The sequence below is a fragment of the Gilliamella sp. B14384G12 genome, from assembly GCF_016101825.1.
Taxonomy (GTDB): domain Bacteria; phylum Pseudomonadota; class Gammaproteobacteria; order Enterobacterales; family Orbaceae; genus Gilliamella; species Gilliamella apicola_N.
Window position 1 is genome coordinate 14969 of record NZ_JACFPU010000002.1, and the last position, 18848, is coordinate 33816.

General features: G+C 35.3%; 16 protein-coding genes. 10 read left to right on the forward strand and 6 right to left on the reverse strand.

Going from position 1 to position 18848, the window contains the following annotated elements; all coding sequences use genetic code 11:
- Positions 1 to 280: 280 nt before the first annotated feature.
- From H3S73_RS02660 to H3S73_RS02675, 4 genes are all read right to left on the reverse strand, one after another.
- A complete protein-coding gene (locus H3S73_RS02660; protein WP_198235503.1) occupies positions 281 to 2242 on the reverse strand; it encodes a glycoside hydrolase family 3 protein in 1962 nt (653 codons plus the stop codon).
- Positions 2243 to 2649: 407 nt separating this feature from the next.
- Complete coding sequence (locus H3S73_RS02665) at positions 2650 to 3273, reverse strand: LysE/ArgO family amino acid transporter (RefSeq protein ID WP_370528771.1); 624 nt, start codon at positions 3271 to 3273, stop codon at positions 2650 to 2652.
- Between the two features lie 91 nt (positions 3274 to 3364).
- The gene (locus tag H3S73_RS02670; RefSeq protein ID WP_198235505.1) at positions 3365 to 4714 is read right to left on the reverse strand and encodes an APC family permease; all 1350 of its coding nucleotides are present in this window, start codon (positions 4712 to 4714) and stop codon (positions 3365 to 3367) included.
- 111 nt (positions 4715 to 4825) lie between these two features.
- Positions 4826 to 5245 (reverse strand): OsmC family protein, encoded by a 420-nt coding sequence (locus tag H3S73_RS02675; RefSeq protein ID WP_086309100.1) that lies wholly within the window; start codon positions 5243 to 5245, stop codon positions 4826 to 4828.
- Positions 5246 to 5541: 296 nt separating this feature from the next.
- On the opposite strand from H3S73_RS02675, the gene H3S73_RS02680 reads away from it, so the two are divergent.
- Positions 5542 to 6348 carry a sulfite exporter TauE/SafE family protein gene (locus tag H3S73_RS02680; RefSeq protein ID WP_198235506.1) on the forward strand — a complete coding sequence of 269 codons (807 nt, stop codon included), beginning with the start codon at positions 5542 to 5544 and terminating at the stop codon, positions 6346 to 6348.
- Between the two features lie 1004 nt (positions 6349 to 7352).
- Here the strand turns inward: H3S73_RS02680 and mltB are convergent.
- Both mltB and H3S73_RS02690 read right to left on the reverse strand, forming a co-directional pair.
- Positions 7353 to 8429: a lytic murein transglycosylase B gene (mltB, locus tag H3S73_RS02685; RefSeq protein WP_198235507.1), complete on the reverse strand. Its 1077-nt coding sequence runs from the start codon at positions 8427 to 8429 to the stop codon at positions 7353 to 7355.
- A 53-nt stretch (positions 8430 to 8482) separates the two neighbouring features.
- Positions 8483 to 9487 (reverse strand): 2-hydroxyacid dehydrogenase, encoded by a 1005-nt coding sequence (locus H3S73_RS02690; protein WP_198235508.1) that lies wholly within the window; start codon positions 9485 to 9487, stop codon positions 8483 to 8485.
- Between the two features lie 262 nt (positions 9488 to 9749).
- Here H3S73_RS02690 and H3S73_RS02695 point away from each other — a divergent pair, with 262 nt between their 5' ends.
- The 9 genes from H3S73_RS02695 (at position 9750) to corC (ending at position 18848) form a co-directional block, all read left to right on the forward strand.
- On the forward strand, positions 9750 to 11012 hold the full coding sequence (locus H3S73_RS02695) for an AmpG family muropeptide MFS transporter (RefSeq protein WP_198235509.1): 1263 nt from the start codon (positions 9750 to 9752) through the stop codon (positions 11010 to 11012).
- An 8-nt stretch (positions 11013 to 11020) separates the two neighbouring features.
- A complete protein-coding gene (locus H3S73_RS02700) occupies positions 11021 to 11677 on the forward strand; it encodes an NAD(P)H-dependent oxidoreductase (RefSeq protein ID WP_198235510.1) in 657 nt (218 codons plus the stop codon).
- A 481-nt stretch (positions 11678 to 12158) separates the two neighbouring features.
- Positions 12159 to 13112 (forward strand): thioredoxin-disulfide reductase, encoded by a 954-nt coding sequence (trxB, locus tag H3S73_RS02705; RefSeq protein ID WP_198235511.1) that lies wholly within the window; start codon positions 12159 to 12161, stop codon positions 13110 to 13112.
- A gap of 15 nt (positions 13113 to 13127) precedes the next feature.
- Positions 13128 to 14843 carry a cysteine/glutathione ABC transporter permease/ATP-binding protein CydD gene (cydD, locus tag H3S73_RS02710; protein ID WP_198235512.1) on the forward strand — a complete coding sequence of 572 codons (1716 nt, stop codon included), beginning with the start codon at positions 13128 to 13130 and terminating at the stop codon, positions 14841 to 14843.
- Positions 14837 to 16480, forward strand: a complete 1644-nt coding sequence (gene cydC / locus H3S73_RS02715; protein ID WP_198235513.1) for a cysteine/glutathione ABC transporter ATP-binding protein/permease CydC — start codon at positions 14837 to 14839, stop codon at positions 16478 to 16480. The genes cydD and cydC overlap by 7 nt, the downstream gene beginning before the upstream one ends.
- Positions 16481 to 16618: 138 nt before the next feature.
- The gene (gene rsfS, locus H3S73_RS02720; protein WP_039128832.1) at positions 16619 to 16936 is read left to right on the forward strand and encodes a ribosome silencing factor; all 318 of its coding nucleotides are present in this window, start codon (positions 16619 to 16621) and stop codon (positions 16934 to 16936) included.
- Between the two features lie 4 nt (positions 16937 to 16940).
- The gene (gene rlmH, locus H3S73_RS02725; RefSeq protein WP_025314901.1) at positions 16941 to 17411 is read left to right on the forward strand and encodes a 23S rRNA (pseudouridine(1915)-N(3))-methyltransferase RlmH; all 471 of its coding nucleotides are present in this window, start codon (positions 16941 to 16943) and stop codon (positions 17409 to 17411) included.
- A gap of 23 nt (positions 17412 to 17434) precedes the next feature.
- Entirely contained in the window at positions 17435 to 17902 is a 468-nt protein-coding gene (gene ybeY, locus H3S73_RS02730; protein WP_039128837.1) for an rRNA maturation RNase YbeY, read from the forward strand.
- Positions 17903 to 17984: 82 nt separating this feature from the next.
- Positions 17985 to 18848: a CNNM family magnesium/cobalt transport protein CorC gene (corC, locus tag H3S73_RS02735; protein ID WP_198235514.1), complete on the forward strand. Its 864-nt coding sequence runs from the start codon at positions 17985 to 17987 to the stop codon at positions 18846 to 18848.

An 18848-nucleotide genomic window follows, 5' to 3' on the forward strand; every position in this document is an offset into this window, starting at 1 on the left:
TGATATTAAAGTCAGATCATATATCACAAGAAAGTAAAATAGAGATTTAATAAATTTATTTTTTTACTAAAACCTAGGTGTAACCTGTAACTCTTTCAGCAAAAAAACGAGTGAAGAATACGTTACCATTGAATATTAATTACAGCAAAAATCGTATTTGAAAAGCCCTTAATTCATAGTTTGGATGATTATAAAATAGAATAATAAAAGATATACTAACTGGTGTCGATAGTAATATTATTGCCATCATTAAGATAGCAATAATATTTAACAAGATAAATTAATGCGTTAATCCATAACCTAATGGATATAAAGATTTCATGTCATTTGGTAAATCAGTAGCTTGTTGAAGTACACTTTCCATTGAATCAGGTAAAGCAAACGGCATTTTAGCGCTATACGGTTTATCCGCAAACAAACGTTCAAACAACACTTCATCATTTACACCAAAATTAGCCACAATAGCGCTAGCATATTGTTTTATCGGTGTAAGAACGGCTGGTCGATCTAAGTAAACTGTTACAATAACAGGACATTTTTTACTTGCCTTGGCGATAAATTTAATATTTTTATCTTTTTCAGGAAACGCAAGTGAACCTTCATGATGTCTTAAACCAAAAAAGTAATTTTTATGGTTTTGCTCAAAAGGTGCATCAATACGTGCAACCACCACATCAGCATCATCAATATCATCAACAATAGTCACTTTATTTTTTAATTGATTTTTTGCCTCCGCCATAAAACCATGTAAATAAACTTTTTTATTAGTATCTAGTGGTAAAGTTTGTTGTTCATTTTCAAGCAATACCATTGAGTTAAATTGTGCCTTATTTGCAATTTGTTGGAATTGTTGATTGCCAACAAATTTGCTTGCTTCAGTTGGATCATTATAAGGTGTTTCAAATTGGCCTAAAGCAAATTTTTGCGTCAAAATTGCCAATACTGCACTGTCTATTAGTTTCTCATCTAGTTTTTTATTTTTAACTGCCGAGACAATAGTTGAACTGTCGCTTACGCCTCCAAATTGTTGAACACCCGCTAGGATAGCTTTAATAAAACGCTCTTCTACTGTTAGATCCTCAACCCCCCAAGGCATTCCTTCTGCTTTAGGTGCAACACCTTGAGGTGATCCATTAATACATACTTCATTACAATCTTTAGTAATATTCCAATCACTCATGATGACACCTTTAAATTTATAGGTATCACGTAATAAATCTTTCAATAAATAATTATTAAAACCTGCACCAACAGGATCGATTTCATGATTATTTATTTGAGCATTTTTCAATATGGAATATGTCGGCATTATAGCGGCCACATTCACCTCAAAAGCACCAGTAAATGGAATAATATGCTGTTTCAAACTATCATTTTGTGTAAATAAAGCATATTTGCCATAAAAACTATGGCTATCTAGCCCTTCTTCGGCAGCACCATACCCCACCCAATGTTTAACAACGGCAGAAACACTTTGTGAATTTAATCCATTTTTACCATTTTGCATGCCTGATATATAACCGCGCACCATCTTTTTACTTAATTCAGGGTTTTCGCCAAAGGTACCCTCAAAACGAGCCCAACGCGGTTCAGTACCTAAATCGGCCATCGGTGATAATGCTTGAGTTACTCCCAAAGATCGATATTCTTGTCGAATAATATCGCCATATTCATTAATATCTTTTTCACTGCCAATTGCAGCCATTCCTAATGTACCCGGCCATTGGCTAAAACCACTTTTACTGGTCACTTCATTACCATAATAGAATGTATTTCGAGGATCGACACTGATAGTTAAAGGAATAGAGAGGCGTGATAGTTCAGCAATTTTTTGCAACTGATTATTTTGTTGTGCAAAATCTTCTGGGCTGACTTCTAAACGAGTGATTAAACTATTTACTTTATCATTTAATACTAGATCCTTGATCTCTTCTAAATTATATTTATCACCATGACCAAGTTCATCATTTAAACTTCGAGCATTGCCATGCATCATCATGCCTGCTTTTTCTTCAAGCGTCATTCTAGCAAGTAGATCTTTTGCGCGCTGAGCCGGTGTTAAACGCCAATCTTCATAAGGCGTTAGTTTGCCATCTTTATTCATATCTTTAAATTTGAGATTATTAACGGTAATGATTTTTAATTCTTGGCTTTCAATTTTAACCTGCTCAATTGCCCATAATGTGTTGGATACAAGTGCAGCGCTAATCAACAATGCTAGCTTTATGGATTTACATTTCATATTATACTCCTTGAATAACTTATTATATTTAAGCTAATTTTTGTGCGCTTAAAACAACAAAAACCTAAGCACTTTGCTAACCAAAGTGCTTAGGTTTTGCCTGCATACTTGTTAAGTTTTACAGTAACAATCCAAAAATATGCTCAATAAATTAGCATTAATCATAGAAATAAGAAATCAACAATTAAAATTAAATGATACAATTGTGATAATAATCACATTTTTTATGTTATTACTTCAACAAAACATCAATTTTATATATCTATTTAATATTTATGGAAAAAAGTGATCTGACAAAGAAAGAAAAGAGAAAAGAGTTTAAACAGATCAGAACAAAAATAAGGCACAATATGCTTTAGCTAATGCTGTAACTCACTGAAATTGCGCTTAGAATAGATAGTTTTAGCCTAATTATCACAATATACGTACATAATTAAACGATAAGCAATATAAAACATTACCAGACCAACTAAACAATCTAAAATCACCCACATTCTTTTTTGTTTAAATAAAGGAGTAAGTAATCTTGCACCATAACCAATACTGAAAAACCAGATGAATGAAACACATACAGCCCCAATCAGAAAAGCAATTTTTTGTTCACTGCTTAACGTTCCAGCAATACCGCCAACAATAACGACAGTATCTAAATATACGTGTGGATTAAGTAAAGTAATGGCCAATGTTGCCAAAATCACTTTGACTAAACTGTTGTCATTTGAGTTTTGAGATTGAACTTGCATACTACTGGTACCTTTAATTGCACTTTTAAACGCCTTAAAGCCATACCAAAGTAAAAAAAGTGCACCTAATATTGCTAATATATTCGTAATTAAGGGATTAGTACTGATAAATGTCCCAACCCCAAGAATACCAATTGACATCAATACAAAATCACAGATAAAACAGATCCCCGAAACATAAAATATATGATTTCGTAATAATCCCTGTTTTAATACAAATAGATTTTGTGCACCAATGGCAATAATTAAACTGGCTGAAATTAAAGCCCCTCGTAATATTTCTGAAATCATTTTGTTATAACATTGAGTTAAAATGGACAAGCATTGTTATATAATTAATACCATTAATCAAATAGTTCAAATTATTTCAATCAGATAATTAATATTTAACTTTATCTAACCAATTTAATTGAGCTTTATCTCTATTAAAATAAAGAATTATCAAACCGATTGCTAACCACACAATACCTACAATTTTTGCATAATTATCAATGTGTAATAGCACGGGTAATAGCACTAAAATACCCACAATAGGTATAAACACATCAAGACACCATGAAAGTGCTCCTTTTGAAGCTTTCTTGAATTTAAAGTAACCAATAACTGAAATATGTAACATAATAAATGCGGTTAAGGCTCCAATATCAACAAATGATACTAACGTCGGTAATCCCTTAGCATTATTAGCAGCAATAATCACTAAGCATAAATTAAATAGAGCTGCAAATAAGATTGCCATTGTTGGAACACCGCTTTTCTGACTCACTTTGGCAAAAAAAGGTGGTAAGCGCTTATCACGTCCCATACTGAATAAAAGACGACTTGCAGCAGCCTGCCCTACCATTGCAGCAAATGATGCTCCAATCGCTTTCATTAAACTTAATGCCCATCCCAACCATAAATTAATCTCTTGATTGACAATATGATAGTAAGCTTTTCCTTGTAGTTCAGGATGATTACGCAAATATTCAGAATCATAAGGAGAAAGTAAGGATGCAACGTAAATCTGCATTACAAATAGACAACCAGCTAGAATTAAACAAGTAATAATAGCCTTACTAACTAAGTTGCGCTGACCACTATTTTCTTCCGAAAAAGTGGCAATAGCATCAAATCCCAAATAGGATAAAACAGCAATCGATACGGCACTAAATAGATTACTCCAAGTAAATGCTGCTCCACCAATAAAAGGTTGTAACCAATTTTGGTTAAGATCCGTAGTCACTATGATCCAAATACCAACCAATAACACCGCAAACAGTACTAGGATTTCAAACAATAAAATGATTAAAGTAATTTTGGCAGATTTTTTTACTCCAATTAAATTTAGCGTAGTTGTTAACACTACCGCCAAACAAGTCCATAGCCATACTGGCACATCAGGTATTAAAGCATTGAGTGAAATACCACTAAATAAGTAAGCAACGGCTGGAATAAACATATAATCAAGAAGTAATAGCCAACCGACTAAAAAACCCGCATTAGGATGAATTCCTAAAGAACAATAAGCATAAACGGCCCCAGCATGAGGTAAAGCATTCGCCATTCTGGCATACGAATAAGCAGTAAATGCCATCACTAAAGTTGCAACAATATAAACTAAAGCAATAGCACCATCGCTTATCGCATCTAAAACACCAAACAAACCCACCGGTGCGGCAGGGCCAATAAAAAGCAATCCCAAAATAACCATATCTCGAAATCGCATATTTTTACTTAACTGTTGCATAATCATTCCTTTGTAACAATCTATCAATTAAATAAAATGTTAAATGATTACTGCAAAACTCACTAATATCAGCTAGTTATTAGATTATAATTTTTTGTTATAAGAAGATATTTACTCATGTACACGTATTTCATAGGTGTAGGACATTTTCGCTGTCTTACCTAACATGATAGAGGCGCTACAATATTTTTCAGAAGCAAGTTTTATCGCATTTTCAACCGCTTCGTTATCCACATTCACACCGGTAATTACGATATGAAAATTAATTGTGGTATAAACTTTTGGTGAAGATTCTGCCTGAGTTTTATCAATTTCAATCCAAAGATCACGCACATCCTTTTTTTTATTTTTTAATATAGCGATAATGTCATACGCCATACAACCAGCAGCACCGTGCAATAAAAGTTCCATAGGACGAGCACCACGATTACGCCCACCATGCTCAATTCCGCCATCCATCACTAATGAATGACCACTTGCGGTTTCACCTAAAAAACCAAAATCATCAATCCACTTTAAACGATCTTTCATTTTTCACTCCTTTCAATTTAAATTTCTCTTAAAACTTTTATCAATTAGGCTAAATAACATAAGATTTTTTAAGCACTATGTCATCTTTTAGCTGATTACTTTGTTAATCAATTAAAACTTAACGTTAATTACTTTGCTAATCGATTTCTCGTTATATATTAAACAACTCGGATAGAATAACCAAATTATTTGCAACAAGAATGAAACATATTTACAATCAATTGGCTAGCTATGATTTTTATTTTTGAAACAAATAGGCAGGCTAATGACGTTATCCCATCTTAAGGATTAAAAATATGATTTTTGAGTTTGTTATCTTCCTCATTATCGGTGCTGCGGCTGGTTTGCTTGCAGGTATGTTCGGCGTTGGTGGGGGAGCATTGATTGTACCGGCTCTAATTTTTTCGCTCAATTATTTCAATCTGGGTAACCATTGGACTCACCATATTGCTATAGCTTCATCCTTAGCGACAATTATTGGCACTAGTTTATCATCAAGTTGGACTCAAAATAAAAACAAAAATATTGAATGGTCAATTCTAAAAAAGATGGTGATAGGTTGTATTATCGATACAATTGCCGGTTCTTACATGACTCCTTATATTCCAGGTATATGGTTAAAATGGCTATTTATCGTTTTTCTAATTTATGTTGGTAGTAAATTTATTTTTAAAACCAATAAAGTGATACAAAATCAAATATCTGAAGTAACTTCGTTGGGTAACAGTATTTTTATTGCTGTTGGTACATTAATTGGTGTTTTTGCTGCGCTGGTCGGTGTGGGTGGCGGTGTACTGGTTGTACCGTTTTTGAAAAAATGCGGAGTCGATATGCGTAAAGCAATTGGAACATCAGCAGCATTCACCTTACCCGTCGCTTTTGGTGGCACTATTGGTTACATTATTGCGGGTTGGAATATCCAAGAACTTCCTGAATATAGCTTAGGTTTTATCTATTTACCTGCGGTATTTTCAATTATGCTCACCAGTATACCTATGGCAAAAGTCGGTGTGCAAATTTCGCAAAAATTATCAGTAAATAAACTGATTACCTATTTCGGTATTTTTTTATTAATGCTTGCAGTAAAGCTTATTGTTTCTTAACGTTCACCCCTACTCTTCTTAAGTTTTTTGAAAGAGTTAATTTTTATATTTAAACAGATCGCATTAGTGACTTTTTGTTTGGATAGAAAAACACGCTAGGCTTAGTGCCTCTTTTACCGCTAAGTTTTTGCCATACCGCCATAAGATGCGAGCAGTGGTTATAGCATGTGATGACGGAGAAGTTTAGAGAGTTTCTTACTAATAATATTGATATAACAGATAGCTTTGTAAAAATTATTCAGGAGTCTATACCATTTCAATTTAAAACAATTAAAAAGGCCGCTAATTCGATTTTTTAATTAGATTACGGAATATGCTAGGCATTATCATGCCTCTTTCACCGTCAAGTTTTTTGCCATACCGCCATAATAGAATGAGTGCAGTGGTTATAACATGTGATGACGGAGAAGTTTAGAGAGTTTCTTACTAATGATATCGATATAATAGATAACTTTGTAAAAATTATTCAGGAGTCTATACCGTTTCAATTTAAAACAATTAAAAAGGTCGCTAATTCGATTTTTTAATTAGATTACGGAATATGCTAGGCATTATCATGCCTCTTTCACCGTCAAGTTTTTGCTATACCGCCATAATAGAATGAGTGCAGTGGTTATAACATGTGATCGCAGAGAAGTTTAGAGAGTTCTTACTAATGATATTGATATAACAGATAGTTTTGTAAAAATTATTCAGAAATTTATACCGTTTCAATTTAAAACAATTAAAAAGGTCACTGATGCGACCTTTTGTTAAAATTACGAAATATGCTAAGCATCATCACGCCTCTTTCACCGCTAAGTTTTTTGCCATACAGCCATAATAGGATGTGTGCGGTAGTTATAACATGTGATCATAGAGAAGTTTAGAGAGTTTTAACTAATTATATTGATATAACAGATAGTCTTGTAAAAATTATTCAGGAGTCTATACCGTATCAATTTTAAATAATTAAAAAGGCCGCTGATGCGACCTTTTGTTTAAGTTACGAAATATGCTTGGCATTATCGCGCCTCTTTCACCGCTAAGCCTAATTGCCATACGGCCATAGCATAATGCGTACTATGATTGTATCGAGTGATGACATAAAAGTTTGGTAAGCCATACCAATATTGATATCTATCGCCCATATCCAACCGCAGTAAACTGACTTTATTATGGCCATCTAATGAACTTTTCGGTTTTAATCCTGCTCTAGCTAACGTTTCAACGGTGTATTTTGTACTAAAACCCGTATCAAGTGATAGCGCTTGCCCATCGGCGATAACCGCGACTTTTTTACCACTTTGCCAACCATGTGCTTTAAAGTAGTTGGCCACACTGCCGATTGCATCAACCGGATCCCACAGATCGATGTGCCCATCATTGTTAAAATCGACAGCATGATTTCTGAACGCTGATGGCATAAATTGACCATATCCCATTGCCCCAGCGAATGATCCACTCAGATCAAATGGGTCAACGCTTTCATCTCGGCACATAACTAAAAAGTGCTCTAACTCATCTGTAAAGTATTGTGCTCGTCTTGGATAATAGAAAGCAAGAGTTGAGAGTGCATCAATGATTTTGGTTTTACCCATCACTCGTCCCCAACCCGTTTCTACACCAATAATGCCCACAATAATTTCAGGTGGTACACCATATTGATCATACGCTTGTTGTAACTCTTTTTTATAATTATTCCAAAATTCTACCCCACGAGGTAAATTACTTGGCGTGATAAATTTGTTTTTATAACGGATCCATGCACCATTAGGTTTAGATACTGTAGAAGAACCTGATGTTGGCGCTTGCTTATCCATTAAATTAATTACCCAGTCAAGTTTGTTGGTTTGCGAAAGCACTTCGCGTAATTGCTCACGATTAAATCCATGTTTATTGACCATTCTGGTAATAAAATTTTCTTGATCAACAGCCAACGGTTCACTGTTGTTTTTTGGAGGATTGTGTTCTTCTAAATAGACACCCCCTTCGACATTAGGATGTCCGCGATGTTCTTGCATAGGCGATATTGAAGATTTCTCACTACTACAAGCTGTAAGCAACAATATTATATTAATTAGAATGATGATTCGCTGCATATAAAACCTATATTTTATGTTATTAAAAAATCGTTGACGTCAGAAAGTATTTATTATTTTTCAACAATATTTGGACAATCTTTACCTTCAACAACCTGTTTAATATTCGTTAAAGTCGTATCAGAAATATTTAACAGTGCTTCTTGAGTTAAAAATGCCTGATGTCCAGTAAAGATAACGTTATGACATGATGATAAGCGACGAAATACGTCATCTAATATTACATCGTTTGATTTATCTTCAAAAAATAGATCGCGTTCGTTTTCATATACATCCATACCGAGAGCGCCAATTTTGGTCTGTTTTAATGCATCAATAGCGGCTGTAGCATCCAGTAATGCTCCTCGACTGGTATTAATAATCATGACGCCATCTTTCATTTTTTGGAAAGATTCTTTATTCAGTAAGTGATAATTTTCTGGTGTCATTGGACAATGCAATGTGATGATATCCGATTTGGCATAAAGTTCGTCTAATTCGACATATTGTGCGCCAAGTTCGACAACAATGTCATTTGGATATGGGTCATAAGCCAAAATATGCATGCCAAAACCGTTTAAGATGCGAATCGCTGCTTGTCCAATTTTACCTGTACCAATGACGCCAGCAGTGCGATTGTGCATATTAAAGCCAGTTAATCCATCTAAAGAAAAATTAGCATCGCGTGTGCGTTGATAAGCCTTATGGGTACGGCGATTAAGAGTCATCATTAACGCAACTGCATGTTCAGCAACCGCTTCTGGTGAATAAGCGGGTACACGCACAACGGTAATACCTAATTTTTTTGCCTCAGCAAGATCAACATTATCGAATCCCGCACAACGTAATGCTAGAATTTTTATGCCATATTCAGCCAATTTGTGTAAAACTTTTTTATCAACTTCATCATTAACAAATACACAAACTGCATCATATCCTTGCGCTGTAACCACCGTTTTTTGGCTTAGTTTGTGTTCATAATATTCGATATCGAAACCAAATTTTTTATTGGCAATTTCAAGATGCTCTTTGTCATAATGTTTACTACTGAATACAGCAATTTTTGTTAGATTTTTCATATTATCACACCCCTTTGAATGGTGATTAGTTGATCTATTAATCGGTCGTTTTCTTTGATGCTTGATTAATAACAGCGTTTTGAAGCATTTCTTGCATGCTCCAAATAAGTGAAGTTTTTATTTCAAAACATCCATTGTCACAGTTTTCCAGTTTTAGAATCAGGCTTGAGATAATCCGTTTTATCTTGGCTTGCAGAATTATTTTTTATAGTTGTATGCTATGATAACACTTTGCGAAAAAACTAATCAATAAAGTTAAAGAATGACTAATGAGCAAAATTCACTTATAAAAACAATTTTTACCGAAAAAATGCTAATCTGTATTTTTACTGGATTTGCATCTGGTTTACCTTTTTATTTATTGTTGCAATTATTACCTGCTTGGCTAGAGAGCGAAGGTATCAATATCAAAACAATTGGCGCGTTTTCGTTAACACAATTTCCCTATATTTTGAAATTTGTCTGGGCGCCATTTATGGACAATATTTCGCTTTTCAATATAGGTAGAAGACGAGGATGGATGCTTGCTTCGCAAATTGTATTAGTATTCTTTATCACAATTTTAGGTTTTTTCTCGCCTACATTAAACATTTGGGTAATCGCTGCTATCTGTTTTATTATTGCTCTATTTTCAGCCACACAAGATATTGCCCTTGATGCATTTAGGCGAGAATTACTACTAGATAACGAACTGGGACTTGGCAACAGTATTCATACCAATGCTTATCGTGTTGCTGGTTTAGTACCAGGTTCGCTATCATTAATTTTATCCAATTATCTACCTTGGAACAGTGTGTTTATTATTACTGGGCTATTTATGTTGCCAGCAATTATGATGACATTGAAAGTTAAAGAGCCTATCAATCAAGCGCCAAAAAACCATAGTATTGAAGATATCATCATTAAGCCATTTAGTGAATTTATTAATCGTCAAGGTATAAAAAGTGCACTCACGATTTTAGCTTTTATCTTTCTTTATAAATTGGGTGACAGTATGGCAACCTCACTGGCAACCCCTTTTTATTTACAAATGGGATTTAGCCGTTTGGATATTGGCTGGATTGCTAAAAATGCATCATTATGGCCAAGTGTATTTGGTGCATTAATGGGCGGCATCTTGATGATCAAAATTGGTATTAACCGTGCACTTTGGCTATTTGGTTTTGTACAAGTTATTTCTATTCTAGGGTTTGCATGGTTGTCTGTTGAAGGTCCATTTACTGAAATTACCTACCACGCTAAAATTTTATTAGCTTTAGTAATTAGCTTTGAAGCGTTAGGCGTTGGGCTAGGATCAGCGGCCTTTGTCGCTTTTATTGCAAAAACAACTAATCCCCTTTATACAGCGACACAATTTGCATTATTTACAAGTATTGCTTCTATCCCAAGAACATTAATTAATGCCACTACAGGCATTATGGTTAATTATTTAGGATGGACAACTTTCTTTGGTTTATGTACGATTCTTGCCATACCTGGTATGTTATTATTATTAAAAGTTGCCCCATGGAATACAAAAGAATAGGAGAAAACATGGATAAATTAACACAAGCCTTATATTTTCGACACGGATGTAAAAAATTTGACGAAACCAAAAAGATTGATCCTGCTGAAATTGAATATATTTTAGATGCAGGTCGCTTATCCCCTTCAGCATTTGGACTTGAGCCTTGGCATTTTGTGGTGGTTGACAGCCCTAAAATTAAAAGCGAATTATCTGAGGCTTGTTTCAAACAAGAGCAAGTCACCAGTTGCTCACATTATGTGATTGTACTTTATCGTAAATCAAACAGTTTTTCGGTACAAAATGAGTATTTCCGTAAGGCGGTTGCTCGTACTTTACCTGACCCAGATGATCAAAACAGTATTGATGTTATGTGTCAATCAAGGCTCAACTTTTATGAAAATGGTTTAGCCAGCGGCCTAACTATGAATCATTCATTTGAAATGCAGGCTTATCTAGCTTGTGCCAATATGCTCACAGCTGCTGCTTATCATAATATTGATTCCTGTGCGATTGGTGGATTTCAACATGATGGTGTTATTAAAATTTTAGAAAATCACATACCATCATTTAGTGGTGAAAATTTCGGTGTAGCACTTTGTTTAGCATTTGGTTATCGTATCAATGAACCAACACCTAAAATACGTTGGCCACTCAAAGATATCACCACATATCTATCTGAATAAATATAAACTGTCTATTGCTTTATGCCTCAAAGGTGTAAAGCAACAATAAAATTAATGGTTACTTAATCAATAACGCTCCAAGACCGTTTTTAATTTAATCCTACCTAAACAAATGTTTAAAAGAAGATAGCGATTTAGTAAATTGTTCCGCCTTTTGGTATTATACGCTTTATATTTTTTCTCATTTATTTTTTATACAACTTCTAAATTTTTCATGAGAAATCTGTCCTTCTTTCATTGTTTTTATAAACATTGTCAAACAAATCGATAATTTAAATTCATTTATTAATTGTTTTTAAAAAGTAAGTGAACAATAAAAAAAGATAACTTTTGTCAACTGTTGAAAAAATATCTTATCGTCATTACCTATCACTATAATAATCAATTTTTTTGCACTATAAAGATTGATAATGTTAGACTTAACAATTATTAATTGAGCGAGTTCTGTGTTAACAGCCAGAATATAAATAAGGATTTAAAGATGAAAACTAAACATGCACGTTTACTAATACTTGGTTCTGGCCCTGCTGGCTATACCGCAGCCGTTTATGCCGCTCGAGCAAATCTTTCACCTGTTTTAATTACTGGGATACAACAAGGTGGCCAACTCACAACCACGACTGAAATTGAAAACTGGCCAGCTGGAGCACCTGAATTAACTGGGCCTGATTTAATGGTTAAAATGAAAGAGCATGCCGAAAGATTTAATACTGAAATTATTTTAGATCATATCGATCAAGTCGATTTTAGTAGCAAACCTTATAAACTCTATGGCAGTGAAACAGAGTACAGTTGCGATGCATTAATTATTGCGACCGGTGCCTCTGCTCAATATCTCGGTTTACCCTCTGAAGAAGCGTTTAAAAGTAAAGGTGTATCAGCTTGTGCCACCTGCGACGGTTTTTTCTATCGCAATCAAAAAGTAGCAGTAGTAGGAGGCGGAAATACGGCCGTTGAAGAAACGCTTTATTTAGCCAATATTGCCAGTGAAGTACATTTAATACACCGTCGCGATAGCTTTAGAGCAGAAAAGATCTTAATGGATCGTTTAGCTGAAAAGATACAAGAAGGCAAAGTAATCTTACATACCCATCAAATTGTTGATGAAATATTAGGTGATAATATGGGCGTTACAGGGGTTAGACTGCGTAGCACTCAAAATCCTAATCTTACTGAGGATTTATCTGTTATGGGCGTATTTATTGCCATTGGTCATAAACCCAATACCAGTATTTTCGAAGGTCAACTTGAATTAAATGGTGGCTACATCAAAGTTAAATCTGGTACACATGGTAATGCGACACAAACCAGTGTCGAAGGTATTTTTGCCGCAGGTGATGTGATGGATCATATTTATCGCCAAGCGATCACTTCTGCTGCAACTGGATGTATGGCTGCACTCGATGCTGAACTTTATTTGGATAATTTGAAATAAACTAAAAATATCATCATGTCACTAGATAAAAAACGTCAAACTTATCTACTTGGCTGGTTGAAACAGCATGCAAAAATGCATAAAGCAGATTTGCGTGCTTCTGCTTTAACTGGTTTTGCATTGACTTTATTGGTTATTATGCAAGCGGCTCTACTCGCTGTTATTTTACAAAAACTGATTATTGAGCAACAACATTTTGTCGATATCCTACCTTACTTTGGTTCACTTATTATTATTTTATTAGGTAGAGCGTTGTTAATGTATGTGCGCGAAAAGATCAACTTTGCACTAGGAAAAAAGGTACGAAAGCAAATTCGTAATGACTTAATTAATCAACTTGAAGCTTATGGCCCTGCTTATTTAAATCAAAGTACTACGGGCGCTTGGAGTACGTTACTTATAGAGCAAGTAGAAAATCTGCATGACTTTTTTGCTCGTTATCTGCCTCAAATGCGTTTAGTCAGTATCGTCCCAATTTTAATTTGCATTGCTATTTTACCGTTTAACTGGGCAGCAGCCGCTATCTTGTTATGTACTGCCCCACTGATTCCAATCTTTATGATTTTAGTTGGTATGGGCGCAGCAGATATTAACCGTCGTCATTTTAAAGCGTTGGCATATTTAAGTGGTCACTTTTTAGATCGCTTAAAAGGACTTAATACTATCCGTCTATTTAATCAAGGAGAAAAACAAGCCAACGAAATTGCTCAAGCATCCGAAGACTTTCGCGTTAAAACCATGCAAGTATTAAAAATGGCTTTTTTATCCTCAGCTGTGTTGGAATTTTTTACGTCAATTTCGATCGCCATCGTAGCGGTGTATTTTGGTTTTTCGTATTTAGGTGAATTTAATTTTGGTTCATATAATGGTACTGTGACCTTATTTGCCGGTTTTTTTACATTAATTTTAGCACCCGAATATTTTCAACCATTGCGCGATTTAGGAACTTACTACCATGCCAAAGCTGAAGCCATTGCAGCAGCGGACAATATTGAAGCTTTTTTAAGTAAAGATGTCTTGTTAAATCAAGCTCATCATGATGCCAACCCAATTCAAATCAATCAACCATTACATACTATTGAAGCAAGTAATTTGATTGTACTCTCTAGCGAACAGCAACCCATTGTTGGACCATTATCATTCGCTTTACAAACACCTTTTAAATTAGCTTTAGTCGGTAAAAGTGGTGAAGGTAAAACTTCGTTAATGCAAATTTTGCTTGGCTTTTTACCTTATCAGGGTTCGTTAAAGATTAATGGGATCGAATTTAATCAATTAGATATTAGCCATTGGCAACAACAAATCAGTTGGATCGGACAGAATCCTTATCTTATTAATGGCTCTGTACGTGAAAATATTTTATTAGGAAAACCGAATGCTTCTGATGATGAGATTGAAACTGTAATTGCCAAATCCCAGTTAGTATCTGTTATTGATAAATTACCTCAAGGATTAGATACCCAAGTAGGTGAAGACGCAGTGCGTTTGTCAGTCGGGCAAGCACAACGTGTGGCCATCGCTCGAGCAATGTTAAAACCATGTCAATTACTCATTCTTGATGAGCCTACGGCAAGCTTAGATAGACAAACCATGCAAAATATAGATCAGCAACATATCGCACCAAATACAATTACCATTACCCATCAAACCGATGATATGCACATTTATAACCAAGTTTGGCAGTTAGCAGATGGTCAGTTACATTGTGATAGCAAGGAGGATTTATGTTAGCCATATTACGTCCTTATATCGCACTGTATAAACACTATTTTTGGCAGATTTTGTGTGGTCTATCTTTAGCGCTTTTGACGCTTTTTACTAGCGTATTTTTACTCTCTTTATCGGGTTGGTTTCTAGCTTCAACGGCAGTTGTTGGGGTTGCTGGCTTATATACTTTTAACTATATGTTACCAGCAGCGGGAGTGCGTGGGGCAGCAATTACTCGCACAGCAGCACGCTATATGGAACGCTTGGTGGATCATAATACGACATTTAAGATCTTGGCCTATTTAAGGACATTAGCTTTTCGTAAGATTTTACCGCTGAGTGCCAATCAGTTAGCTCAATATCAAAGAGCCGATTTACTTAACCGCTTTATTGTTGATATTGACGCGCTGGATCATCTTTATCTCAAACTGTTTTCGCCTATTGTGACCGCTTTGCTCACGATTGGCATAATCTTTATTGTGCTAAGTAATATCAATCTACCGGTAGCACTCATCATCACTATTATTCTGACCCTTACTTTATTAGTCGTACCCGTTATTTTTTACCAAGCAGGAAAAGAACTGGGCAAGAACTTAGCAAAGCAACAAAGTGAATATCGCTTATTACTGATCAATTATTTACAAGGACAAGCTGAACTTACTCTTTTCAATGCTCAATCACGCTATCGTCACAAACTGGATGAACTGGAAACAAATTGGCTTCGTAATCAACAGCAGCAATCAACTTTAATGGCACTTTCAAGTGCATTAGTATTATTGATTGCTGGCTTTTTAACTCTATTGGTTCTTTGGTTAATTACGCAATATACCCTTTCTCCTTTAGTTGCCTTATTTGTATTTGTGAGTCTTGCCAGTGCCGAAATTCTAGCACCAATTCCTGGCGCGTTTATCTTTTTAGGGCAAGTATTAACCTCCGCTACGCGCACAACAGCAATTTTTAATCAAACACCTGATATTAAATTTGTCTCGGAAAGCGAAAGCAAAAAAGTTGATTTAAGTTCAGCAACGCTACAATTTGAAAACATCAATTTTAGTTATCCCAATCAACCTTTCGCAGTATTAACAGATTTTTCGTTAACGGTTAATCAAGGAGAACATATTGGATTAATTGGAAAAACTGGATGCGGTAAATCAACATTATTAAATCTCGTTAATCGCGCTTGGGAACCCACATCAGGCAATATCTATTTTAATGACACACCATTGAATCAATTAGACGAAAAAACCTTACGACAGGCGATTGCGATGGTGCCACAAGTTATTGCAATTTTTAGTGATACCTTAAGGCAAAACTTGTTGATAGGCAATGCACAAGCTACTGAGCAACAACTTATCGAAGTCTTAAAACAAGTTGAACTTGAAAAATTGTTAAATACAGATCAAGGTTTGAATTTGCCTATCGGTCAAGGTGGTCGCGCTTTATCGGGTGGAGAAATTCGTCGTATCGGTATTGCCCGAGCTTTACTGCACAACTCTCCACTCATTTTGATGGATGAACCAACAGAAAGCCTTGATCAGCAGACTGAGCAACAAATTATTCAATTGATCAAACAAACTTGTAAAAATAAAACGTTAATTATGGTTACCCATCGTTTAACGGATAATCCATTATTTGATAGAGTAATTGCTCTTAATAGTTGAATTGATGAAATAATTTTTACTCAAACGTATAGTGAATCTGAAACTTCTTGACAAAATATACAAGGTCAATGTTATCTTCACCGTTATTTTTTAAAAATATGATATACTGATGCTTTAATTTTTTATGATAGAGAGATTATTTTGCAACAGTCGTTACAAGATTTTATTATCGATAAGATTGATGATCTAAAAGGCAAAGACATTGTTACCTTAGATGTGCGTGGTAAATCAAGCATTACCGATTATATGATTGTCTGTACGGGCACTTCAAACCGTCACGTATCATCCATTGCAGGGCATTTACTTGATGAAGCGAAAAAACATGGGCTTCTTGTTTTAGGTAGCGAGGGCCAAAATGATGCTGACTGGGTAGTGGTTGATATGGATTCAGTCATTGTACATATTATGCAAGAAGAAACCCGTCAACTTTACGAACTCGAAAAACTTTGGAGTTAGTGGCGTGAAGATACAGCTTATCGCTGTTGGCAACAAAATGCCAAGTTGGGTTACCACCGCTTTTGAAGATTATCGTTCGCGCTTCCCTAAAGATATGCCACTAGAACTTATCGAAATTCCAGCTGGAAAACGAACTAAAAATGCAGATATTGCCCGAATTTTAGATAAAGAAGGCGAACAAATGTTAGCAAATTGCGGTAAAGGCAACTGCATTATCACATTAGATATTCCAGGTAAACCTTACACTACGCATAATTTAGCACAACAGTTAGAACGTTGGAAAACTGATGGCCGTGATGTGAGCTTGCTCATTGGGGGGCCTGAAGGCTTATCTCCTGCTTGTAAAGCTGCGGCAGAGCAGAGCTGGTCGCTCTCGCCTCTTACGCTTCCACATCCTTTAGTGCGTGTCATTGTCGCAGAAAGCCTTTATCGAGCATGGAGCTTAACCACTAACCATCCTTATCATCGTGAATAAATAAATTAGGTAAACACAGTAAAATGAGTGCAATTATTTTAGATTTGCAAATAGCTACAGACGATAACCAAAATTTGCCAACTGAAGAGCAAATTATGCAATGGTTAAACGTGATTTTGCCTCAATTTATGGATAATGCTGAAATCACTATCCGAATTGTGGATGAACAAGAAAGCCAGCAGTTAAATAATACATACCGCCACAAAGATAAACCCACCAATGTACTCTCTTTTCCATTTGAATCACCGATTGAAATTGAGGTACCACTGTTGGGTGATTTGATTATTTGCAAACAAGTGGTGGAAGCTGAAGCGAAAGAACAACATAAATCGTTAACTTCACATTGGGCACATATGATCGTGCATGGGTGTTTGCATCTATTAGGATATGATCATATTCTTGACGAAGAAGCCGAAGAAATGGAAAATATCGAAATTGATATAATGCAACAGCTAGGATTTAATAATCCATATCAACCGATTGACGAATAACTGTGTTCAGTTATCATCATTGATGATAACTGAACTGAAATAAAAATAATTAAATACAATAAATTAGTAAAGGAAAAAGCAAATGAGCGATGATAATCCCCGGAGATCCAAAAAAGGGTTTGCCTTATGGTTAAGTCAGTTATTTCATTCAGAACCCAAAGATAAAGAAGAACTAATTGAAGTTATACGCGAAGCTGAAGAAAACGAACTTATCGATCCAGACACACTTGATATGATTGAAGGCGTCATGGATATAGCCGAACAACGCATTCGCGATATTATGATCCCCCGCTCACAAATTGTTACTATCAAAGACAATTATTCACTTGATCAATGCTTAGATATTATTTCTGAACATGGTCACTCTCGTTATCCTGTAATTAGTGAAGATAGAGACCACATTGAAGGTGTGTTACTGGCGAAAGATTTACTCATATTTATCCGCCAAGGTATTGACGATTTCGATTTAAAAAAGATACTACGACCAACGGTTATTGTGCCAGAAAGTAAACGTGTTGATCATATGTTAAAAGAGTTTCGTATGCAACGTTACCATATGGCAATAGCGATTGATGAATTTGGTGGCGTATCAGGTCTTGTCACAATTGAAGATATTTTAGAGCTCATTGTAGGTGATATTGAAGATGAATACGATGAAGTTGAAGATCGGGATGTTCGTCGCTTATCTCCTTTGGTTTACACCGTACGTGCACTCACGCCAGTAGAAGATTTTAACGAAATTTTTGCGACACATTTTAGTGATGACGAAATGGATACGATTGGTGGCTTGGTAATGCAACACTTTGGCCGCTTACCTTTACGTGGTGAAAGTATAATCATTGATGGTTATCAATTTAAGGTAACCATAGCCGATAAAAGACGTATCATCCAACTGCATGTAACTATTCCGGAAGATGCCACAGTGCCTAATTTAGAGTTGCCATAA